The organism is Spirillospora sp. NPDC127506 (genome assembly GCF_040302145.1).
Lineage (GTDB): Bacteria > Actinomycetota > Actinomycetes > Streptosporangiales > Streptosporangiaceae > Spirillospora.
Genome location: NZ_JBEORG010000039.1, coordinates 18,870 through 41,057, shown reverse-complemented (window position 1 = coordinate 41,057; position 22,188 = coordinate 18,870). Strand labels below are relative to the sequence as shown.

The 22,188-nt window shown below is 73.6% G+C and carries 19 protein-coding genes; 6 read left to right on the top strand and 13 right to left on the bottom strand.

All coding sequences use genetic code 11. The features are described from left to right. Positions 1-4 precede the first annotated feature (4 nt). Genes ABTW95_RS28930 through ABTW95_RS28910 form a run of 5 tightly spaced genes read right to left on the bottom strand, consistent with a single transcriptional unit; the run spans position 5 to position 4,533 of the window. Entirely contained in the window at positions 5-1,039 is a 1,035-nt protein-coding gene (locus tag ABTW95_RS28930; RefSeq protein WP_500227928.1) for a branched-chain amino acid ABC transporter permease, read from the bottom strand. Continuing rightward, entirely contained in the window at positions 1,036-1,899 is an 864-nt protein-coding gene (locus ABTW95_RS28925; protein ID WP_396448577.1) for a branched-chain amino acid ABC transporter permease, read from the bottom strand. Before ABTW95_RS28925 ends, ABTW95_RS28930 begins: the two co-directional genes overlap by 4 nt. Beyond that, positions 1,896-2,591, bottom strand: coding sequence for an ABC transporter ATP-binding protein (locus ABTW95_RS28920; protein ID WP_500227927.1), 696 nt, complete (start codon positions 2,589-2,591; stop codon positions 1,896-1,898). Before ABTW95_RS28920 ends, ABTW95_RS28925 begins: the two co-directional genes overlap by 4 nt. Beyond that, on the bottom strand, positions 2,588-3,352 hold the full coding sequence (locus ABTW95_RS28915) for an ABC transporter ATP-binding protein (RefSeq protein ID WP_396448575.1): 765 nt from the start codon (positions 3,350-3,352) through the stop codon (positions 2,588-2,590). Before ABTW95_RS28915 ends, ABTW95_RS28920 begins: the two co-directional genes overlap by 4 nt. Beyond that, positions 3,349-4,533 carry an ABC transporter substrate-binding protein gene (locus ABTW95_RS28910; protein ID WP_396448574.1) on the bottom strand — a complete coding sequence of 395 codons (1,185 nt, stop codon included), beginning with the start codon at positions 4,531-4,533 and terminating at the stop codon, positions 3,349-3,351. The genes ABTW95_RS28915 and ABTW95_RS28910 overlap by 4 nt, the downstream gene beginning before the upstream one ends. A gap of 141 nt (positions 4,534-4,674) precedes the next feature. Here ABTW95_RS28910 and ABTW95_RS28905 point away from each other — a divergent pair, with 141 nt between their 5' ends. The 4 genes from ABTW95_RS28905 to ABTW95_RS28890 all read left to right on the top strand — a co-directional run bounded on the left by ABTW95_RS28905 (position 4,675) and on the right by ABTW95_RS28890 (position 9,131). Continuing rightward, entirely contained in the window at positions 4,675-5,526 is an 852-nt protein-coding gene (locus ABTW95_RS28905; protein ID WP_500227926.1) for a PaaX family transcriptional regulator, read from the top strand. A 74-nt stretch (positions 5,527-5,600) separates the two neighbouring features. Beyond that, complete coding sequence (locus ABTW95_RS28900) at positions 5,601-5,996, top strand: STAS domain-containing protein (RefSeq protein ID WP_500227925.1); 396 nt, start codon at positions 5,601-5,603, stop codon at positions 5,994-5,996. Between the two features lie 73 nt (positions 5,997-6,069). Further along, complete coding sequence (locus tag ABTW95_RS28895; RefSeq protein WP_500227924.1) at positions 6,070-6,720, top strand: TetR/AcrR family transcriptional regulator; 651 nt, start codon at positions 6,070-6,072, stop codon at positions 6,718-6,720. Between the two features lie 146 nt (positions 6,721-6,866). Beyond that, on the top strand, positions 6,867-9,131 hold the full coding sequence (locus ABTW95_RS28890) for an NACHT domain-containing protein (protein WP_500227923.1): 2,265 nt from the start codon (positions 6,867-6,869) through the stop codon (positions 9,129-9,131). On the opposite strand, the gene ABTW95_RS28885 is transcribed toward ABTW95_RS28890, so the two are convergent. Then, the gene (locus ABTW95_RS28885; protein ID WP_396448569.1) at positions 9,073-9,900 is read right to left on the bottom strand and encodes an inositol monophosphatase family protein; all 828 of its coding nucleotides are present in this window, start codon (positions 9,898-9,900) and stop codon (positions 9,073-9,075) included. The genes ABTW95_RS28890 and ABTW95_RS28885 overlap by 59 nt on opposite strands. 67 nt (positions 9,901-9,967) lie before the next feature. Here ABTW95_RS28885 and ABTW95_RS28880 point away from each other — a divergent pair, with 67 nt between their 5' ends. After that, a complete protein-coding gene (locus ABTW95_RS28880; RefSeq protein ID WP_500227922.1) occupies positions 9,968-10,573 on the top strand; it encodes a nucleoside triphosphate pyrophosphatase in 606 nt (201 codons plus the stop codon). Between the two features lie 20 nt (positions 10,574-10,593). On the opposite strand, the gene ABTW95_RS28875 is transcribed toward ABTW95_RS28880, so the two are convergent. From ABTW95_RS28875 to ABTW95_RS28865, 3 genes are all read right to left on the bottom strand, one after another. Next, entirely contained in the window at positions 10,594-12,363 is a 1,770-nt protein-coding gene (locus tag ABTW95_RS28875; RefSeq protein WP_500227921.1) for a sensor histidine kinase, read from the bottom strand. Positions 12,364-12,626: 263 nt separating this feature from the next. Then, positions 12,627-13,301 carry a response regulator transcription factor gene (locus tag ABTW95_RS28870; protein ID WP_396448566.1) on the bottom strand — a complete coding sequence of 225 codons (675 nt, stop codon included), beginning with the start codon at positions 13,299-13,301 and terminating at the stop codon, positions 12,627-12,629. Beyond that, positions 13,292-15,073, bottom strand: a complete 1,782-nt coding sequence (locus ABTW95_RS28865) for a sensor histidine kinase (protein ID WP_500227920.1) — start codon at positions 15,071-15,073, stop codon at positions 13,292-13,294. The genes ABTW95_RS28870 and ABTW95_RS28865 overlap by 10 nt, the downstream gene beginning before the upstream one ends. Positions 15,074-15,502: 429 nt before the next feature. Here ABTW95_RS28865 and ABTW95_RS28860 point away from each other — a divergent pair, with 429 nt between their 5' ends. Beyond that, on the top strand, positions 15,503-16,306 hold the full coding sequence (locus ABTW95_RS28860; protein ID WP_500227919.1) for a hypothetical protein: 804 nt from the start codon (positions 15,503-15,505) through the stop codon (positions 16,304-16,306). Here ABTW95_RS28860 and ABTW95_RS28855 read toward each other — a convergent pair. The 4 genes from ABTW95_RS28855 to ABTW95_RS28840 all read right to left on the bottom strand — a co-directional run bounded on the left by ABTW95_RS28855 (position 16,275) and on the right by ABTW95_RS28840 (position 22,188). Beyond that, the gene (locus tag ABTW95_RS28855) at positions 16,275-17,081 is read right to left on the bottom strand and encodes an SAM-dependent methyltransferase (protein ID WP_396448563.1); all 807 of its coding nucleotides are present in this window, start codon (positions 17,079-17,081) and stop codon (positions 16,275-16,277) included. The genes ABTW95_RS28860 and ABTW95_RS28855 overlap by 32 nt on opposite strands. 91 nt (positions 17,082-17,172) lie before the next feature. Continuing rightward, entirely contained in the window at positions 17,173-17,853 is a 681-nt protein-coding gene (locus ABTW95_RS28850) for a GntR family transcriptional regulator (protein WP_500227918.1), read from the bottom strand. A gap of 120 nt (positions 17,854-17,973) precedes the next feature. Further along, entirely contained in the window at positions 17,974-19,149 is a 1,176-nt protein-coding gene (dinB, locus tag ABTW95_RS28845; protein ID WP_396448561.1) for a DNA polymerase IV, read from the bottom strand. Between the two features lie 117 nt (positions 19,150-19,266). Further along, positions 19,267-22,188 carry a glycoside hydrolase family 48 protein gene (locus ABTW95_RS28840; protein ID WP_500227917.1) on the bottom strand — a complete coding sequence of 974 codons (2,922 nt, stop codon included), beginning with the start codon at positions 22,186-22,188 and terminating at the stop codon, positions 19,267-19,269.

The following is a 22,188-nucleotide window of genomic DNA, read 5'->3' as shown; positions in this document are numbered from 1 at the left end:
CGCGTCACCCCTCCGCGGGTTTCGAGGCCGTGCGGCGATCCCACCACGCGGTGGCGGACGGCACGAGCCCCTTCGGCAGGAACAGCACCACCGCGATGAGCAGCAGCCCGTACACCGCGTAGGACAGGACGGCCGGCGCCGACGCGGGCATCCCCTCGCGGGTGCCGATGTCGTTGAGCAGCTGGAGCAGCAGGGTGATGGCGGTGGCACCGGCGAGCGCGCCCCAGATCGTCCCGGCGCCGCCGACGACGACCATCACGACGTACTCGAACGACAGCAGGACGGGGAACGAGCCGGGCGCGACGTAGCCGATGTAGAAGGCGTAGACGCCGCCCGCGAGCCCCGCGAACGCGGCCGACAGGCTGAACACCGCCTGCTTGTAGACGGCGACCGGCACCCCGGAGGACGCCGCCGCGACCTCGCTGGTGGCGAGCGCCCGCAGCCCGCGCCCCGGCCGGGACGCCACGATGTTCCGGGTGACCAGCACGACCAGCCCGAGCGCGGCGAGGGCCAGGTAGGCGTAGGAGATCTCGCCCGCGAACTCGTACCCGGCGACCTGGAGGCGCGGCACGCCCTGCAGCCCGATGTCGCCGCCCGTCCAGTCCTGCCGTCCCACGAGGCTGAGCAGGATGAGCTGGACGGCGAGGGTCGCGAACGCGAGCTGGTGGCCGCGCAGCCGCAGCAGCGGCCCGCCGACCAGCGCCGCGCACCCCGCCGCGACGACCGGCGCGAGCAGCAGGCCGAGCCAGGTCGGCACGCCGTGCGTCGCGCTCAGCGCCGCCGTGTACCCGCCGATCATGGTGAAGGCCGCCTGGCCGAGCGAGACCTGCCCGGCGAATCCCATCAGCATCGACAGGCCGACGACGACGATCGCGGCCAGCAGGAGCAGCACGTACACCGACACCTGCGTCTCCGGCAGCAGCACCGGGGCGAGCAGCGCCGCGGCGGCGACGGCCGCCGCGATGAGCGCCCCGGGCGCGGGCCGCCGGCGCACGGCCGCGGCGGCCGCCGGCGGGGACTTGCGGACGGACACGCTCATCGGGCGGCCTCCTCCTGCAGCGCGGTCCTCCGCGAGGCCCGCACCATCATGATCGCCAGCATCAGCGCCAGCGCGACGACGGTCTGGTAGGACGCCTCGCCGTAGCCCGCGACCATCGACTCCGCCACGCCGAGCGTCAGCGCCCCGGCGAGCGCGACGACCGGGCGGTTCAGGCCGCCGAGCACCGCCGCCGCGAACCCGTTGGTGATCAGCAGGACGTCGCTGTTGTAGGAGATGGGCTGCAGCGGCGTGAGCAGCACTCCGGCGAGGCCCCCGAGCATCCCGCCGAGCGCGAACGCGACCAGGCCCATCCGCACCGGGTCGATCCCCATGGTGCGCGCCGCGTACGGGTTGGACGCGCACGCGCTGAGCGCCTTGCCCGCGTAGGTGCGCCCGAAGAACAGGGCGAGCAGCGCGAACACGGCGGCCGCGACCCCGATGACGAGGAACGACTGCTTCTGCACATGCGCGCCGAACAGCGTCACCGCGCCCCGCAGCCCGGGATGCGAACGCGGGTTGTCGCCCCAGATCATGATCTCCACCGCGTACGCCAGGAAGCCGATCCCGAGCGTGACGATCAGCGCCGACTGCGGGGACGTGCCGCGCTTCCCGGTCGCGGCGATCCCGACCGCGAGCCCGACCGCGCCCGCGACGGCCACCGCGCCGGCCTCGGCCGCGCCGTGCGGCAGCCCGGCCGCCAGCAGCGACCCGGCCGTCATGCCGCCGACGACGGCGAACATGCCCTGCGCGAAGTTCACCACCCGGGTCACCCGGTGGATCGCGACGAGGCCGCTGGCCAGCAGCGCGAAGCCGCAGCCGACGGCGATCCCGGAGACGAGGTACTGCAGGAACGCGCTCATGTCCCCTCCTCGGTGCCGGCGGGCCCGCCGAGGTATGCGTCGGCGAGGTCGGGGCCCGCCGCGAGGTCGGCGGCGGTGCCCTCGGCGCGGATGCGGCCCGCCTCCAGGACGTAGCCGCGCGAGCACAGGTCGAGCGCCAGCCGCGCGTTCTGCTCGATCAGCAGGACGGCGAGGCCCCGCTCGGCGTTCAGCCGGCGCAGGTGCTCGGCGAGCCCGGCGGTGACGAGCGGCGCGAGGCCGAGCGACAGCTCGTCCACGACGATCGCGTCCGGCTCGGCCATCAGCGCCCGCCCGAACGCGACCATCTGCTGCTCGCCGCCCGACAGCGACCCGGCGCGCCGCCCGCGCAGCTCGGCGAGCCGCGGCAGCACCTCGTACACCCGCTCGGTGTCGCGCGCGCCCTTCGCGCGGCGGCGGCGCCAGGCGCCGAGGGCGAGGTTGTCCTCGACGGTCAGGTCGTCGAACATCTGCCGCCCCTCGGGGACGAGCGCGACGCGCCCGCCCAGGTCCACCCGGCCCGCCGCCGGGCGCAGCACGCCGAGGACCGCGTTGACGAGCGAGGTCTTGCCCGCCCCGTTCGGGCCGATCAGCGCGACCAGCTCCCCGGCCCGCACGGTGAGCCCGACCCGGTCGAGCGCGGTCGCCGTCCCGTACCGGACGACGAGGTCGGACACCTCGATCACCGCTGTCATGCTGCCTCCCCCAGGTACGCGGCGATGACGGCGGGGTCGGCGCGGATCTCGTCCGGGGTGCCCTCGGCGATGAGGCGGCCGAGGTCCAGGACGGCGACCCGGTCGGCGAGGCGGGCGACGAACGCGACGTCGTGCTCGACGAGCATCATCGTCAGCCCCTCCGCGCGCAGGCCCTCGATCAGCTGCGCGAGGGCCTCCCGCTCGCCGGCGCGCAGCCCGGACGCCGGCTCGTCCAGCAGCAGGAGCCGGGGGCGCGCGCACAGGGCCCGCGCCACCTGCAGCGACCGCTGCTGCCCGAGCGGCAGGACGTCCGCCGACCGGTGCGCCCAGTCGCGCAGCCCGACCCGGTCGAGCGCGGCCAGGGCGTCCGCCCGGATCGCGGCCTCCTCGCGGCGGTGCGCGGGCAGCCGGAGCGTGGCGGCCAGGAAGCCGTGCCGGGTGCGGGCGTGCGCGCCGACCATGACGTTCTCCAGCGCGGTCATCCCGTGGAAGAGCCGGGCGCCCTGGAACACGATCGCGATGCCGAGCCGGGCGCGCGCGTGCGGGGGCAGCCGGTCGATCCGCCGCCCCGCGTAGGCGAGCGTGCCGTGGTCGGCGGCGAGATGGCCGCTGATCAGGTTGAACAGGGTGGACTTGCCCGCGCCGTTCGGTCCGATCACGGCGCGGGTCTCGCCCTCGGCGACCGTCATCGCGACGTCGCGGACGGCGTACACGCCGCCGAACGCGCGCCCGACGCCGCCGATTTCCAGCAGTGCCGTCATCCGGCTGCCTTCGCGGTCTCGGCGAGCTGCTTCACCGACCACTCGGTGGGGACGAGCTTGCCGTTCTTGACCTGGTTCATCGAGATGTCGGTGGGCTTGAGACCGGAGTGGTCGGTCTTGGAGTAGGTGTACTGGCCGCACGGGGTGACCAGGGTGAGGCTCTCCAGCGCGTCCCGGATCTTCTCCCGGTCGGTGCCGGCCTTCTCGATCGCCGCGGCGAGCAGCTTGACGCCGGCGTAGCCGTCCATCGCGAACTGCGGCGGCTCGTAGCCGTACTTCTGCTTGAACGGCCCGGACATCTCCTGGACGGACTGCTTCAGCTTCCCGTCCGGCAGGTAGTCGCCGACGACGCCGATGGCCGACTGGACGTACACGCCCTCGGCGGCCTTGCCGACCGGGTCGAGCCACAGCTTGCTGGCCTGGGAGCCGGTCATGAAGAGCGGCAGCTTGAGCCCCGACGACGGGTACTGCTTGGCGATGGTGACCCCGGGCGGGCCGCTCGCCCACGCGACGAGGGCCTGCGCGTCGGAGTCGCGGACGTGGGTGAACAGCGGGCTGAAGTCGGAGGCGGTCGTCTCGAACGTCTCCTCCTTGACGATCTGCACGCCGTACTGGCCCGCGTACTTCTGCATGCCGGCGAAGCCCGCCTTGGCGTAGGCGCTCTTGGTGTCGTAGGCGACCGCGACCTTGCTGATCTCGTGCGCCTTGAAGTACGACAGCATCGCCTGCGCGTAGGTGGACGAGATCGCCGGGACCACGAACGTGTACTTGCGGATCGGGTCGACCTGCTCGTCCGCCGGGCTCAGCGAGATGTAGGGGATCTTCTCCCGCTCGGCGAGCGGCTCCACCGCCAGGCCGACGTTGGAGAACGTCGAGCCGATGATCGCGGTGACCTTCTCGGACTTGAGCTTGTTGAAGTGCAGCACGCCCTGGTCCGGAGCGGTCTTGTCGTCGAGGGTGATCAGCTTGATCTTGCGTCCGTCGATGCCGCCCGCGGTGTTGATCTGCTCGACGGCGAGCTCCACGGTCTTCTTCGCCTCACCTCCCAGCGGGGCGTAGTTGCCGGTCAGGGACTCGATGAAGCCGACCTTGAGGGTGGAGCCGCCGCCGGACCCGCCGGACGAGCCGCACGCGGCGGCGGCGAGCACGGTGGCGGCCAGAAGCGGGATGAGTTTGCGCACTTGGGACCTCCCGGGGTGGGCGTGCCCCGAAGTTAGGCGTATTCTTCACGGCAGTCAATGATTTGCCCAACATCAGCGTGACAGCGGTCCGGGGACCCCGGGCGCCGTCGTTACGCTGGCGGGATGACGGGAGCTCTACGGGTGAGTGCACACAGCGCGGCCGGGCCGCCCCCGGCAGGCGAGCCGTCCCCGAGGCTCCGGCCGCAGTCGCTGATGCTGACCTACCTCGGCAACTACGTGCTGGGGCGGGACATCGCGGTGTTCTCCGGAAGCTTCATCGACACCTTCGCCCGCCTCGGCGTGGGCGAGCACGCCGTCCGGTCGACGCTGACGCGCATGGTCCGCCGCGGCCTGCTGGCGCGGCACCGCGAGGGGCGCCGCATGCACTTCGGGCTCACCCCGAGGTCGGAGGGCATCCTGCACGACGGTGAGGACCGCGTCTGGCGGCGCGGCGTGCTCAACACCGACTGGGACGGCAGCTGGACCGTCCTCGCGTTCTCCATGCCGGAGTCGTGGCAGCGCGTCCGGCACGACCTGCGCGCCCGGCTGACCTGGGCGGGGTTCGGGTCGCTCGGCAACGGCACGTGGATCGCGCCGTCCCGGGTGGACGTCCGCCCGATCGTCGCGGGCCTCAACCTGAACGGGCACCTGAAGGTGTTCGCCGGCCCGGCCGAGGAGCCGACGGACGTCCCGCACATGCTCCGCGAGGCGTTCGACCTCGACGGGCTCGCCGCCGGCTACCGCGCGTTCCTGGACCGCTGGGACCGCCCAGACCCGCTCCCCCACGCCCCCGACGACCTCGCCCGCTACCTGTGGATGACCACCGAGTGGCTGCAGCTCGTCCGCACCGACCCCCGGCTGCCGGTCGAGCACCTGCCCGCCGGGTGGCCCGCCGTCCGCGGCCAGCAGGTCCTGCTGGAGCTGCGCGACCGCTACGAGGCGCCCGCGCGGCGCCTCGCCGACGCCGCGATCGAGTACATCCGGGTGGGCTGACCCCCGGCCGCCGCTGCATGACCGGCCCTTTCGCGGGTACGCCGGGTGCCCGGGTACCTACGGAGGTGAACGGCATGTCTCTCGGAGCCGGCGACCCGTCGGACCATCCCGGCGGCGACACGCTGGAGGTGCGCAGCGAGGTGCGCGGGCCCTGCCTGCTCGTGCAGGCGGAGGGTGACCTGACCATCCTGACGGCCGACCGGCTGCGCGAACGCGTCCTCGCCGACATGCGCGAGCTGACGGGCCCTCCGCTGGTCGTGCTGGACGCCTCCCGGGTCGGCTTCTGCGACTCCTCCGGCCTGAACGCGCTCATCATCATCTGGAAGGCCGCGCACCGGGCCGGCGGCGAGTTCGTCCTGGCCGGCCTGGACCGCCGGTTCCGCACGATCATCGAGCGCAGCGGCCTGGACCGCCACCTCGTCGCCCACCCGACCGCCGAGCAGGCCCTCGACGCGCTGGCCGCGGACTAGTGCCCGCGGGCGGCGCACCCCGCCGCCGCGCACGCCATGCGCCGGTCCCGCGGAGGCTAGAGTCGGCCGCACCATGACCAGCGACCCGACGAGCGACCGGACGAGCGACGACGACCTGCTCAGCCTGCTCACCGCCGGCCCGGAGAGCGAGCCGCAGAGCGGCCGCATCCTGGACGCGGCGCAGCGCTGCTTCGAGACCTACGGGCCGCGCCGCACCACGATGGACGACGTGGCCCGCGAGTCCGGGCTCGGCCGCGCCACGATCTACCGCCGCTTCCCCACCAAGGGCGACCTGGTCACCGGCGTCCTGCTGCGCGAGGCCCGCCGCTTCTTCGCCGAGCTGGACGAGGCGGTCGCCGCGCTCCCCACCCTGGAGGAGCGCCTCGTCGAGGGGTTCGCCGTCGCCCTGCGGATCAGCCGCGAGCAGCGGCTGGTCAACCGCCTGCTGGTCGTCGAGCCGGAACTGATCCTGCCGCACTCCACGGTGAAGGCGGGGCCGCTGCTCGCCGCCGCCCGCGGCTACATCGCCGGCCGCCTGCGCACCGCGCAGCGCCTGGGCGCCGCCCCCGCCGGCGTCGACCCGGAGGTCGTCGCCGAGATCCTCGTCCGCCTCACCCACTCCCTCGTCCTCACCCCCGAGGGCCACATCCCCCTGGACGACGAGGGCGCCCGATCGTTCGCCCGCCGCTACCTCCTCCCCATGGTCGTCCGCTCCGCCCCCTGAACCCCGCGTTGCGTGCATTAATCAACAGTCGTAGAGATGTACGCGTACGACGCGATGTGATCCACTAGAAGCACGACATAAACCAATAGCGGACGACCGATCGGGCGATTGCCTCACCACGCGCGGCAGGGGGTCTGAGCTCTCCGATGAATCGACCGGTCAGGGCCTCTTCCGGTCAGGCGCCCGCGATACGGCACCTGAAGGTCGTCCGGGAACTGCTGGACTGGATCGGTACCCTCGCCGCCGTCCCCGCCTTCCTCCTCCTCTTCCTGGCGTCCCACTGGCTGGCCGCCGTCGCCGCCGGCGCACTGCTCGCCGCGGCCGGCGCCCGCTTCCTGGCGTTCCGCCGCCGCCTCGGGTACCTGGAGTGCCGCAGGCTCCGCGCCTACCACCGGGCGGAGGTCGAGGCGCTGGCCGCGCGCCTCCCGGTCGAGGGGAGCGCGTCCCCCCGCACGCACGAGGAGCGGCTGCGGGCCGGGTTCGGATTCGTCGACCCGTTCTTCTCCGGATCCGGCGCCCTGCGGGACGGCGGCCCGATCGTGGACGTCGTCACCGACGTCCTGCGCGGCGGGGACCGGGTCATGCTGATGGGCGAGCCGGGATCGGGGAAGTCCCTCATCGCCGGACTCGTCTTCGCCCGCCTCGCCGACGAGTTCGCCGCCTCGCCCCGCACGGCCCGCTGCCCCGTCTTCCTGCAGCTCAACGCCATGAGGCCGCAGACCCAGCCGCCGGACGCGGGCCTGACCCGGGCGGAGGAGCAGGCGCTGTGGCTCAAGGAGCAGCTGGCGGTGAAGGTCGCGCTCCCCGAGGTGCCCAAGCTCGCCAGGCTGCTGGACGACCACCGCATCGTCCTGGTCTGCGACGGGCTCGACGAGGCCCCGGTGATGCGCTCACCGCACCTGCTGACCAGCATCGTCCCCGAGAGCCTGTTCGGCCTGTTCCGGGTCCCGTCCCTGCTGACCTCCCGCACGGCGTTCTACAGCATCTACGTCGACGCGACCGAGCTGATGACCGGGTTCGGCAACGCCGGCCGCCTGCTGCCGCTGCGCTTCGAGGAGCAGGGGACGGCGTTCCTGCGCTGGTACGCCGCGGCCCAGCGGCGTCCGGAACTGGCCGGGGAGCTGATCAGGATCATCGGCGGGAACCCGTCCCTGCGGGAGGCCGTCGCCAGGCCGCTCATCCTGCGGATGACCGCCGAGGTGCTGCTCGACCTCGTCCTCCGGGACCACGACGCCGACGGGTTCCTGTCCGTCGGCCACGGCGGCGAGACCTCGGCGATCTACAGCCGGTACGTCGACAAGTGGCTGCAGCGCGAGCAGGCGAAGGAGCCCTCGAAGCTGACCTGGTGGCAGAAGGGCGAGCTGATCGAGTGCGTGGCCTGGGAGATCTTCTCCAAGTCCCTGGCGTCGGGCCGCGGCTGGGGGCACTTCGAGCTCAAGGACCTGCTCATCGAGGCCGACGAGCTGCGCCGCATCGCCGGGCGCTGGCTGGAGTCGAACATCCTCGTGGACGGCACCGTGGACGAGGTGTGCCGGGAGCTCGTCCACCGGTCCTTCCTGATCATCTCCAACGACCGGCGGCGGTACCGGTTCGTGCACAAGTCCTTCTTCGAGTTCTGCGCGGCGCGGCACGTCGTCAGGTGCCTCGACGAGCGGCGCGCGGAGAACCGGGCGGACCGCACCGAGCTGCTGCTGCACCCGCTTCCGGACGAGGTCATCGACTTCGTCCGCGAGCTGCTGCTCGTCGTCTCCGCCGACCCCGACAAGCGCGCGGCGACCGAGGCGACGTTCCTCGCGGTGCTCAACAAAGTGGACATCGACGCGGGCACCGGCCACCTGATGGCCGCGCAGCAGGCCGCGAACCTGCTGCCGATCGTGGCGGACGCGCACACGATGGACCGCCTGCGGTCAGGCGACCTGTTCCCCGAGCACCCGTTCCTGCAGCGCGCGGTCGCCGTGGCCGACGCCCTCCACCACGACCGGCACGACCTCCTCGACGCGTTCGTCAAGCGGATGGAGACCGACCCCGAGGCCGTGTCCTTCCACATGGGCTACAACCGCATCTACTACGGCGACCAGGCGTACGGGGACGGGCTGTGGGTCGACGACAACCACCCCGAATGCGGGCGGTTCTTCCGGGCCACCGTCCGGCACCTGAAGGTCCCGGCCTACCGCCGCATCCGGGTCATGGACCTCTACACGCTGCGCGTCCTGCTGCGCAATCCCGACCGCCGCCGGTACCTGCTGGAACGGGAACTGGCGGCGCTCGGCGAACTGGTGGCGCTGGTCGGCGAGGCCGATCCGGGCCTCGGGCCCGAGTTCGACCGGCAGCGCGTCCTGCTCGGCTCAGAGCTCAGGGAGCTCCTGCCGGAGACCCCGCCGGCGTCAGAGCCTCCACCAGGGGAAGAGTGACCGCCGCGGACCCGGCGAAGCTGAGTTCGGGGAGGTCGGCGAGGCGCCGCACGGGCCGCCCGTCGGCTCCCGTGATCTCGGCGCCGGCCTCCCGGAGGATCAGCAGCGAGCCCAGCAGCTCGGTGCCGCTGCACTGGTAGACGGTGATCGCGTCTAGGCCGCCGCGCAGGTAGAGGAAGACGTCGGCGGTCGGCGCCCAGGTCGAGAAGAGGCGCCGGCTCCGCTCGTGCAGGAGCGAGGTGAGCGCGCCGAGGTGGCCGTCGCCCTGCGTGTGGTACCCGGCCCAGAGCGCGGTGGCGGGCAGGCCGGCGCACGGCGGGGCCGTCCGCGCGAAGGGCCGCCCGTTCACGGTCACACCCCGGCCCCGCACGGCGCACGCGACGTCGCCGGTGTGCGCCTCCCCGATGGCGGCCACGACCGGCTCGCCCCGGTGGCACAGGGTCACGGCCGCGCCGTAGACGGGCAGCCCGTAGGCGTAGTTGTTGGTCCCGTCCAGCGGGTCGACGAGCCACACGTGGTCGGACCCGCCGTAGAGCGTGCCGGACTCCTCGGCCTCGATCGTGTGGCCGGGGAACCGCTCGTGCAGCGTCGCGACGATGATCCGCTCGGCCTCCCGGTCGACCTCCGTCACGACGTCGCCGCGCGGGCCCTTGACCTGGACGTCCAGCGTGCGGCCGAAGTTCGCGCGGGCCACCTCGATCGCCGCCGCCACCGCCCGCCGAGCCACGTCCGCATGGAGGTCCGCATGAAGGTCGGCGTCGTCACGCATCTGCCCAGCCTAAGCCCCGGCGGCCGGGCGCGCCGTGATCGCGGCCGCCACACTTTAGGCTGTCGCGATGCGGAGTGTCGTGCTGGCTTCTGCCTCTCCCGCCCGGCTGCGGATCCTGCGCCAGGCCGGTCTGGACCCGGACGTCGTGGTGAGCGGGGTGGACGAGGAGGCGGTGACGGCCGACTCGGCGCCCTCGCTCGTCGCGGAACTGGCCCGCGCCAAGGCGTCCGCGGTCGCCGCCATGGTCGACCGCGGCGCCCTGGTCGTCGGCTGCGACTCCGTCCTGGAGTTCGACGGCAGGCCGCTCGGCAAGCCCGGGTCGGCCGAGGAGGCGGCCGGCTGGTGGCGGGCGAGGCGCGGCAGGACGGGCACGCTCCACACCGGCCACTGCGTCATCGACACCGCCACGGGCGAGGCCGCGGCCGCGACGGGGAGCACCCGAGTGCGTTTCGGCTCCCCCGGCGACGACGAGATCGCCTGCTACGTCGCGACGGGCGAGCCCCTGCGGGTCGCCGGCGCGTTCACGCTCGAAGGCCTGGGCGCCTGGTTCGTCGAAGGGATCGACGGGGACGCCGGGAACGTGATGGGCCTGTCCCTGCCGGTGCTGCACCGGCTGCTCGGAGCGGTCGGCGTTCCGCTGACCGAGGTCTGGCCCGCGTCCCGGCACGGCTGAAGGCCCTCCGCCGCGCCCGCTCACCGGGCGGACGCGTCCCCCGCGGGGAGGGTGATGGCCAGGGTGGTGCCCCGGCCCGGTGGGCTGTCGATGGTCACGGTGCCGCGGAGGGCCCGGATGCGGTCGGTCAGGCCGGCGAGGCCGCCGCGCGGGGACGGGGCCGCGCCGCCCGCGCCGTCGTCGCGGACCTCCGCCGTGATCTCGGCTCGGCCGGAGCGGACGGTCACCTCGACCGTGCCGGCCCCCGCGTGCTTGACGGCGTTCGTGAGGGCCTCGCAGAGCGCGAAGTACAGGGTCGACTCGATCTCGGGCGGGAAGCGGTCGGCGGGCAGGTCCAGCCGGACCGGTACCGGGGCGCGGGACGCGACCAGCTCCATGGCCGGGCCCAGGCCGGCGTCGGCGAGGATCGCCGGGTGGACGCCGCGGGCCAGGTCGTCGAGTTCGGCGACGGCCTCGGCGAGTTCGCGGCGGCAGACCTGGGCCTGCTCGCGCGCCGCCGGGTCGGCGGCGGCGTCCTCCAGCCGGGCGAGGGTCTCCTCCAGCGCGCGGAGCCGGGCGCGGGCGCTGCGCTGCAGGTCCGCGGCGAGCCGCTCGCGCTCGGCGGCCTGGACGCGGACGAGGAGCTCCTGCGCGTCGCGGGCCCGTTCGAGGTTGGCCTGCGCGGCGGCCTCCAGCCGGACGGTCTCCAGCGCCCGGCCGCCCGCGGTCAGCGCCGCCTCGACGAGCGGCTCGTGGTCGCGGAGCGCGGCGGCGACGTCGACGGTGGCGAGGGGCTCGCCGCCGGACGTGCGCACCTCGTGCCGCCAGCGGCCCGGCCCCGGTTCCAGCGGGGCCTCCATCCGGCGCCCGTCCACCCCGACGTAGCCGTCCTCGGCCCACAGCCACAGGTCGAGGGTGCCGTCGCCGAGGACGCTGCGCAGCGCGTCGCGGACCTTCTCCACCGAGACCGGGGCGGTGAGGCGGTGCATCCGCTCCGCCACGGTCAGCTCGGACAGACGGGCGCGCAGCGCGGTGAACAGGAAGACGATCGGCAGCGTCGTGGCGCAGAACCCCTGGACGAAGTAGACCTTCAGGACGTCGTCGAGGGTGACCGCCGTGCCGAGGAGCGTGCCCTGGACGGCCAGGGCGATGCTGACGCCGACCGTCACCGCCACCACGACGGGCACGGTGAACGCGCGGTCCAGCCGCCCGGTCCGGGGCACCCGCGCCAGCAGCAGGACCACCAGCGCGCCGGCGAGCGCGACCATGGCGACCGTCACGGCCCGCTGGACGCAGCGGAAGACCTCCTCGTCGGGGTGGACGGACGGCCAGGCGGCCGAGGAGGCGAAGCCGTTCCAGCCGGGCCGCGACACCGCGCACAGCAGCGCCTGCCCGCCGACCATGACGACGACGGCGGCGGCCGTCCACAGCCGGGCGGCGGTGCCCTCCAGGCGGCCGCCCGGGTACATCACGACGCCGATGCCGATCGCGACGAAGAACACCGACTGGGCGAACAGGGAGACCACCGGCGCCGCGCCGGCGTTCCACGCCCCCGCCCAGGTGACCGCCCATGCCGCCGCGGCGAAGATGAACGCCGCGCCCGTCCGCCGCCCGAGCCGGCCGGCGGCGAGCAGCCCGCCGGCGACGGCGAACCCGCCGCAGCAGGCCAGGGTGACGACGGCGGCGACGGGGTGCCCGCGCCAGTACGGCCAGCCGCACGCCAGCGCGGCCGCCGCGACGGCCGCGCCCGCGCCCAGGGCGCGGCGGACCCGCGCGCCCAGCCACAGCGGCCAGCGGGGGACGGCCCTCAACCGCGTTCCTTCCGTGTCGTCCCGGGAAACCACCGTCCGGGAGTGGGGTTTTCCCGGATGTGCGGGGCACGCGGCACCGCGAGCATGGAAGCGTGCCGGACGCGGCGCCCTGGCACGGGGCCCCGGCACGGGCTCGCGGCGCGTGCCGGTGGCGTGCGGGGGCCACCACCGGAGCCACCGACTCCACTCCCGCGGTCAGTGTTCCGCACTCGGGGCGGAAACTGGGAGGGCCCGTTACCCGATTGATGCGCGCGGGGCGGGCGTCAGCGCGTCTCGGCGGCCCGCAGCCAGGTGAGGACGGCCAGCACCCGCTTGTTGCTGTCCTGCGGCCCCGGCGGCCCGCCCGCCGAGGCGATCTTCAGCTTGGTGAAGATGGCGCGGACGTGGTCCTCGACCGTCCGGGCGGACAGGTGCAGCCGCTTGCCGATCCCCGCGTTCGAGTGGCCCTCCGCCATCAGCGCCAGGACCTCCCGCTCGCGCCCGGACAGCCGGGACAGCTCCTGCTCGCGGTGCCGGGCCTCGACGAGCCGGCTCACCACGTCCGGGTCGATGACGACCTCGCCGCGCATCACCCGCTCCAGCGCCGAGCGCAGGTTGTCGACGTCGGTGACGTGGTCCTTCAGCAGGTAGCCGACGCCGCGCGGCTGGTCGCGGAACAGCTCCATCGCCTGCGGGGTCTCGTTGTAGGCGGACAGGACCAGGACGCCGAGGCCCGGGTGGCGCTCCAGCAGCCGGCGGGCGGCGACGACGCCCTCGTTGCTGAACGTCGGCGGCATGTGCAGGTCGACGATCGCCACGTCGGGCGGATCGCCGGCGACGCGCGCGAGCAGCTCCTCGCCGGAGCCCGCGGACGCCACGACCTCGATGCCGACCGTGGTGAGCAGGGTGACCAGCGCCTGCCGGAAGATCCCGCTGTCCTCCGCCACGGCTACTCGCATGGAAGGTCCATCCTCACCGTCGTGCCCCCGCCGGGACCGCCTCCGACCGCCACCTGCCCGCGCAGCGCCCGGACCCGGCCGGACAGCCCGGCGAGGTCGGCGGCGGGGTCGCAGGGCCCCGCGCCGTCACAGGTCATCTCCGCGGCCAGCCGGCCGTCCTCGTGGCCGACCCGGACATGCACCTGGCTCGCGTGCGCGCGGTCGACAGCGTACGACAGACTCTCGCAAAGCACCGAGTAAAGCGTGGACTCGATCTCGCGGGAGAACCGGCGCGGGGCGATGTCGAGCCGCACCCGGACGCCGATCCGCTCGGCGAGCACCTCCAGCGCCGGGCCGAGCCCGTCCTGGACGAGCAGCGCCGGCTGCACCTCGCGGGCGAGCGCGCGCAGCTCGGCCAGCGCCTCCATCAGCTCGGCGCGGCAGTTGCGGGCGTGCTCCTTCACCGCCGGGTCGTCGGTCACGGCCTCCAGCGTGCCGAGCATCGCGCCGAGCGCGAGGAGCCGCTGCTGCGCACCGTCGTGCAGGTCGCGGGCGAGGCGCTCGCGCTCGACGGTCTCGGCGCGGACGAGCCGCCGGTAGGCGGCGCGGACCTGCTCCAGGCCGGCGTGCACGCTGGCCTGCAGCCGCGCGGTCTCCAGCGCCCGGCCGCCCGCGGCGAGCGCGGCCTCGACCAGCGACTCGTGGTCGCGGAGCGCGCCGCCCAGCTCGACGACGGCGAGCGGGTCCCCGGCGGCGCTGCGCACCCGGCGCCGCCAGCGCCCGTCGGCGCCCGCGCCGGCGTCGCCCTCCGGGTCGAGGTCGACGGGGTGGCCTGCGGTGTCGACGTAGGTCTCCTCCATCGGCGCCCAGAACCACAGCTCCAGCGTCGGGTCGTGCAGGACGTCGCGGAGCGCGTCCCGGACCCGCTCGACCGAGATCGGCGCGGTCAGGCGGAGCATGCGGCCGGCGACGGTCAGCTCGCTGATGCGGACGCGCAGCCCGGACGCCAGCAGGGTCAGCGGGACGAGCACGATGACGGCGCCCTGCACGACGTAGACGCGCAGGAGGTCGTCCAGCGGGAGCGAGTCCTCCATGATCGGCTTCTGCGTCAGCGCGGCCAGGATCGCCACGAACCCGACGGCGACGGTGACGGGGAGGGTGAGCAGCCGCCGCATCCGGCCCATCCGCGGCAGCCGCAGCATCAGCACGAGGGCGAACGAGAAGGCGAGGACGACGTACAGGGTGCCGGAGACCCGCAGGACGATCCGGAAGACGTCGAGGTCCGGGAACGGCGCGGGCCACCACACCGATTCGCCGCGGAACGCCGCCCACTCCGGCTTCGAGGTGACCCACAGCGCGGTCGGGCATCCCCAGAGGACCACGCACGCCAGGACCGTCCAGATCCGGTCGGCCAGGTACTCCAGCCGCCCGGCCGGGTAGAGCAGGACGCCCACGGCGAGCGCGAGGTAGAAGGTGGCCTGCGCGTACGGGGACATGATCGGCCCGATGGTCGCGTCCCAGCTCGCCGCCCAGTTGACCGCCCAGCAGACCGACGCGACGGTGAACAGCAGCCCGGTGCGGCGGGTGCGGCCCCCGGTGGAGAGCAGCACGCCGTCCACGGCGATGGCGGCGCAGCCGACCAGTGTGATCGCGGCGGCGGCCGGATGGTGCCGCCAGTACGGCCAGCCGGCCAGGAGCGCCAGCCCCGCCACCGCCAGCCCGGCGACGAGGGCGCGCCTCGTCTCCGCGCCGAACCACGGTGGCGACCTGCGCCGCCGCGGTGCGGAAATCACCACGACCACCCTCTCCATGCTCGGACCTCGGGGGGCGTCCTGCCACCGGAAACCCACGGGGCGGCGCTCCGTGCTTTCCCGGACGCGGCGCCGGCCGGACCGGCCGCACCGGAATTGTTCCCCATTCGCCGCCGTCCGCACAGCGGCGTTATCCGATCGATGCGCGTGCCGTTCCGGCGTTTCCGTCCCGATCTTGCGGGGCCGGAGTCCCGCGCCTCCGGGACCATTCGGGACGCGCACCCCTTGACTCGGGACGGCCGCCCGCCGCAGCGCCGGTCAGCGGCCCTTTCAACACCCGATGAAAGGAATTCACATTCACCGGGGAAACCCGGTCTCCGGTCCGGGTTCGCCTGGGTTGCCGGAGAAGGCGTGCAATGCCAGGATCGTTTCCCGCGAACAATGGGGGCACGGAGAAAGGGGCGCGGGGGGATGAACTACGAGACGGCCGTGCGCGGCGGGGGGCCGGGGGCCGGGGGGCCCGTGCTCGCCGGCGCGCCCGGGCCGCTGGTCCCGGCCGCCGGCCGGGCGCGGGTCCGGCCGCGGTACCGGGCGATCCTGGCGGTGGACATCGAGGGGTCCACCGCCCGCACCGACCCGGTCAAGGCCGAGTTGCGGCGCACGCTGTACACGCTGCTGGAGGAGGCGTTCAACCGGGCCGGAATCGGGCGGCGGTACCGGGAGGAGTACGTCGACCGGGGCGACGGCGCGCTGGTGCTGGTGCACCCTTTCGACGAGGTGCCGAAAACGCTGCTGCTGCACCCGGTGATCCCGATCCTGTCCGCGCTGCTCGCCGAATACAATTCGGCGCAGACGATCTCCCCGGGCGGCGACCGGCGAATTCGCGTCCGGGTCGTCGTGCACGCCGGAGAGGTGCACAACGACGGGCACGGCAATTTCGGCGAGGCGCTGGACGTCGCGTTCCGGCTGCTCGACTCGGCGGAGGCGAAGGACGCGCTGCGCCGCACCCGCGCGCCGCTGGTGCTGGTCGTGTCCGAGGACATCTACCACTCGATCGTCCGGCACGGGTACGAGGGGATCCGCGCCGACTCCTACGTCCCGCTCGTCCGGCTGGAGGTGACCGGCCGCAGCCACCAGGGCTGGGTGCACGACCTCGGCGGCGGGACCGGGCCGGCGCGCGCCCACGGGCGGGCCGCGCGGGCCGGCCTGCCCGGCTGGCGGCGCCGGCTGCGCGCCCTGTCGGTCAGCGGCGGCGGCCCACGCCCGCCAGGGTGAAGGTGCGCTCCGGGTGGGCGGCCCGCGGCGCGGACGGGTCGGGCCGCCACTCGGGCGTGTAGGTCAGGCCCGGCTCGACGAGGTCGAAGCACCCGACGATGCCGAGGATCCCGGCCCGGCCGCGGCCCCAGAAGTGCCCGCTGGTCGGCTTGAACACCCGGCCGACGTCGCCGCCGGACTCGGGCTCGGGCTCGTGGGTGATGTGCGTGAAGACCAGGTGGCTGCCCGGCGCGAGCGCCGCGTGCAGGCGGCGGAGCGCGGCGGCGGCCGCGTCGTCGTCCTCGATGAAGTGCAGGACGCGGTCGAGGACGACCGCCACCGGCCGCTCGAAGTCGATGAGCGCGCGGACCTCGGGGTCGTCGGCGACGGCGTCGGGGCGCAGCGGGTCGCACCGCACGAAGGCGGCCCGCCGCGTCCGGGCGAGGAGCGCGCGGGCGTGCGCGAGCACGACGGGGTCGCCGTCGGCGAACACGACGGTCGCGTCGGGCGCGGTCTCCGCGGCGACCTCGTGCACGTTCCCGCTCGCGGGGAGCTTGCTGCCGATGTCGATGAACTGCCGGACGCCCTCGCGCGCGAGGAACCGGACGGCGCGGCCGATGAAGGCGTGGTTCTCCCGCGCCGCCGTCCGCGCCTCCGGGATGACGTCGAGCAGCCGCTCGGCGACCTCCCGGTCCGCCGCGTAGTTGTCCTTGCCGCCGAGCAGGTAGTCGTAGATCCGGGCCGTGTTGGGGGTGGCCAGATCCACGTCGGCGGGAGTCCACCTCTCATCGGCCATTCGCAAACTCCGCTCATCCCCGGTCCGATGATCGTCTCATGGACCGCGGAGCGTCCGCATCGGGACCGACCGTGGGCGGGGCACCGCGGCGCTACTCGTGCGGGGCCGGGCGGGCGGCGCGCGGGGACCCGGCCGCGGCGTTCTTGTGCGCGCGGGCGGCGCGCTCGATCTCGGCCGCGTCCGCCTTCTCGCTGATCAGGGTCAGGATGCGCCCGTGCTCGGCCACCGAGCGGCGGGCCCGCCCGGGGGCGTAGGCGAACGCGGAGCGGCGCATGTGGTCCAGGCGCGTCCACTCCGCCTCCAGCAGGGACCGCAGGTGGCCGTCGGGGCAGTGCTCGTAGATCGAGAAGTGGAACTCGCGGTTCAGCGCGGTGAACGCGGCCGGGTCGAACTCCTCCAGCGCCTCCGCCATCCGGTCGTTGATCTTGCGGGACGCGGCGACGTCCCCGGCCGACATGGCCGGCGCGGCGATCGCGGTGGCGTAGCCCTCCAGCCGGGCGAGGATCTGCAGGGTGTGCTCCACCTGCTCGTCGTCGAACACCGCGACGCGGGCGCCGACGTTGCGCACCACCTCGACGAGCCCGTCGGACTGCAGCCGGCGCAGCGCCTCGCGCAGCGGGATCGTGCTGACCCCGGTCTCGTGCGCGAGCTGGTTGATGACCAGCCGGTATCCGGGCACGTAGGTGCCGTCGAGGATGCGCGACCTCAGCAGCCCGTAGCAGAACTCCGCCTTGCTCTCCCTGGTCTGGGCCTGCTTCTTCGCGGCACTCACCCGGTTTCTCCCATCCCACTCGTCAGCCCATCATTCTTGCCGACGGCGAAGACGGGAAGAACCTTCGCGTCAGCCGGGCCGCCCGCGGGCGGACGCCGGACCGGCCGGCGCGGAACCGCCCTAGTCGGGGAGCATCGGGACCTGTACGCCCTGGTCGCGGCCCAGCAGGACGGCGCGGGTGATGGCGGACGAGCCGAAGCGTCCGCGGACGCCGTCCACCGCGCCGTCCACGGCCATGGCCTGGTCGAACGGGAGCGCGAGCTGGACGGCCCGGTCGTCGTGCAGGTTGCCCAGCGAGACGCCGATCAGCGTCAGGCCGCGCTCCTCGATCAGCGGCGCGGCGGCGGCCAGCAGGCGGCGCGCCGCGGCGAGGATCGCGGAGGTCTCGGCGGTCGCCTGGGGCATCGTCCGGGAGCGGGCGGCCCGGGTGAAGTCGCCGAAGCGCAGCCGGAGGGTGACCGTCCGGCAGACGCGCCGGGCCTTGCGCAGCCGGCCGCCGAGCCGGTCGGCCAGCCCGACGAGCAGGGCGTCCAGCTCCTCGGGCGACCGGCGGCGGCGCCCCAGGGCGCGCTGCGCGCCCATGGACCGGCGGCGCGCGCCGGTATGCACCGGGCGCGGGTCCCGGTTGAGCGCGAGGGCGTGCAGGTGGCGGCCCGCTCCCGGGCCGAGCATCGACACGAGTGCGGACTCGGGCATGTCCGCCACGTCGCCCACCGTGGCGACGCCGAACCTCGCGAGCTTGGCCGCGGTCGCCGGCCCGACGCCCCACAGCCGCCGCACCGGGAGCGGGCGCAGGAAATCGAGCTCGCCGTCCGGCGGCACGACCAGGAGGCCGTCCGGTTTGGCGACGCCGCTGGCGACCTTGGCGAGGAACTTGGTCCGCGCCACCCCGACCGTGATCGGGAGGCCGACCTCCTCGGCGATCTCCCGCCGCAGCCGGGCGGCGACGTCGGCGGGGTCCGCGCGCAGCCCGTCCACGTCGAGGAACGCCTCGTCGATCGACAGGCCCTCGACGAGCGGGGTGGTGGCGCGGAACACGGCGAACACGGCCCTGCTCGCCTCGCTGTAGGCGCTCATGCGGGGCGGGACGACGACCGCCCGCGGGCAGAGGCGCCGCGCCTGGCCGCCGCTCATCGCCGTCCGCACGCCGTGGGCCTTGGCCTCGTAGCTCGCCGCCAGCACCACGCCGCCCCCGACGATCACCGGCCGCCCGCGCAGCGCCGGGTCGTCGCGCTGCTCGACCGACGCGTAGAACGCGTCCAGGTCGGCGTGCAGGATCGTGGCGCCACCGGACACGAACATATGTTCGCATACTCGGCGTCGCCGCCGTCCGGGACGGGTCGGCGAATCTCGTGCCCGAGAAGGGGCACGGGCCCGTGGCGGCGGGTGCCGCCACGGGCCCGTTGGGGTGGGTCACTCGTTGAACAGCCGGCCGTAGTCGGCCATGGCCAGGGCCACGTCGGCCTGCGCCCAGAACCGGTGGTAGGTGAACACCGGTGCGGTCGAGGTCTCGCCGTTGGCGTACGCCATGACGCGCTGGTAGTCCGGGTCGCTCTTGTAGAAGGAACGGATGGACATGAAGGTCGAGCTGGAGTTGATCGGGTCGCCGTTGGGCATGGTGCCCGTCCAGCCGGACGGGATGTAGACCGGGTCCAGGACGCGCGAGTAGTCGGCCTTGGTCTCCTGCACCGAGACGCCCTTGGTGTCGGTGTGCTTCCAGATGGCGTCCAGCAGGTCCTTGGCGGCCTGCTTGGCGTCGTCGTCGCCGGACTTGGCCGCGTAGTACGTCAGGGTCTTGGCGTACGCGGCGGCCACGCCGACGTCGTTGGTGTAGTCCTGCACGGAGACGTGCAGGTCGTCGTTCGCGGGCGGCATGCCGCTGGAGGACGACCAGTCGGCGTCCGGCTGCCCGGTCCACTTGAGCGTGGACGGGATCTGGATGCTGCCCGTGGACGGGTCGACGGTCGTCTCCGACAGCGCCCAGTCCACCCACTTGTCGAGGATGGCCTTGGCGTTCGAGTCACCGGTGACCTGGTAGTACTCGGCCACGCGCTCCATCGACCACGCCTGGAACCCGAACCACTGGTTGCTCGGCGGGTCGTGGTAGACGGGCTGCCAGTCGTAGGCCATGCCGTAGAACTTGGTCAGGCCGGTGGTCGGGGTGCTGTAGCTGCCCTCCCAGCTGTTGGTGACGCCGCCGGCGATGCCGCCCTCGGCGGACTGCAGCCACTTGTAGAGCTGCAGCTGCCGGGTGAGGCTCGTGGTCCAGTCGGACTTGGCCGTCGAGCCCTTGGGCGCGAGCGCGGGGTCGTTCACCAGCGCGTAGGCCGCGAGGGGGTTCTGGTACCCGAAGTGCGAGGCGCCGTCGCCGATGCGCCAGGCCCAGCCGGCGTTCGTGTCGGTCGCGCCGCCCCACGCGTAGTACCAGGACAGCAGGTAGTGCTCGCTGTTCTTGCCCGACCCGGCCGGGCAGGACGAGGCGGGGTAGCAGTCGCCGATCTTCTTGAAGTACTTGTCGAAGAACGAGTACCGCAGGTAGTCGCCCATCTTGCCGGCCTTGGCCACGGTCGCCGAGACGTCCCCGGCCTTGCCCTGCTCGTCGGCCCAGACGTTCGCCCAGTACGCGGCCTGGATGGCGCGCGCGTCGGCGTCCGGGGCGTCGGTGAACTTCCACTGCTTGGCGTAGGACGAGTCCTTGATGAACAGGTCCAGGTAGCCGTTGGTGCCGCCGAACGCGAACTTGTCGCACGTCGGCTGCGGGACGGTCTCGAACACCGACTCCTGGGAGCCGCGCTGGTAGGTGTTGATGTAGGACGGGCCGTCGGCGTCCGGGCCCTCCTCGCAGCCGCCGCCCGGCGTGTTGCCGTAGCCGTACACGTTGTCGACGTCCTGCAGCCAGTGCATGCCGTAGATGTCGTCGGTGCCGTAGGCGGACTTCAGCTCGCCCGCGATCGGGTCCTGGCCGACCGGGATGCTGCCGTCGATCTGCGACGGGTAGTCGCTCGGCAGCGGGTGCTCGGCGGCGTAGGTGGCGGGCTTGGACGGGTCGTAGAAGGAGTTCGTCGGCTGGTCCGCGTGGGTCGGGATCATGTACTCCTCCATCAGCGCCCAGGCGGCGTTGAAGGGGTCCCAGTTCTGCGTGACCTTGCCGTACATGGCCTCCAGCCAGATGAGGTAGCTGTAGGCCTCGGACGTGGTCTCGTGCCCGTGGTCGGGGGCCTCGACCATGAACGTCTCGACCGAGTGGTACGGGATGCCCTCGGGGCTGAAGTACCCGTTCGCCGGGTCCTTGATCTTGTTGTACTGGTCGAGGAACCGCTGCGTGTAGGTGTCGCCTCCGGTGGCCACCTCGGTCGCGGTGACCTCGGCCGCCGCGTACCCGTCAGCGGAGGAGGTGAACGTCGCCTGCCCCGTCCCGGAGTCGTCCGCGGCGATCGTCACGTTCTGCGCGGTGGACCAGTTCTGCGGGGTGAAGGTCAGCGTCCCGCCGCCGGCCACCGACAGGCCGCTGTTCCCCGCGGTGCGCGTCGTCGTCACGGTGACGTCGGAGGACGGCGCCTCCGACAGCTTCACCGCGAACGTGGCCGTGGAGCCCTGCGCGACGGTCAGCGTCGCGGGGCTCGCCACGATGCTCGCCTCGGCCGTCACCGTGATGCCCACGGGCTCGGACTCGGCCGTCCCGCCCGCGCTGTCGGTCACCTTGGCGTAGATCGAGTAGTCGCCCGCCGCCGACGGCGTCCAGTTCAGGCTGTAGGGGGAGCTGGTGTCGGCGCCGAGCGAGCCGTCCTGGTCGAAGAACTCGACCTTGGACACCGACGCGCCGGTCCCGGCGGTCGCGGTCGCCGCGAGCGGCACCGAGGCGCCCACCGAGTACGTCGCCCCGGCGGACGGGCTGGTCAGCGTCACCTTCGGCGCGGACGTGCTGCCGTTGCAGGGCGTGCCGTTCAGCGTGAACGCCGTCGGGTCGGCGTTCGTCCCGCTGTAGGTGAACTGGGCGCCGATGTTCACGGTCGCCCCGCTGGCCAGCGACCCGTTCCAGCTCTCGTTCTGGACGGTGATGTCCTGCCCGGACTGCGACCACTTGCCCGACCAGCCGTTGGCCAGCCGCTGGTTCCCCGAGTAGGAGTACTTCAGCGTCCAGCCGTCCAGCGCGTCGCCCTGGTTGGTGATGTCGATGCTCGCCGTGAAGCCGCTGCCCCAGTCGTTCTTCGTGTAGACGACCTTGCACGCGGCGGCCGCGGAGGCCGCGGGCGCCAGCGCGCCGAGGCCGCCGCAGAGCAGGGTCAGCGTCGCGCCCACGGCGGTGAGCGCGCGCCATCGTTGCCGTCTTCTCAC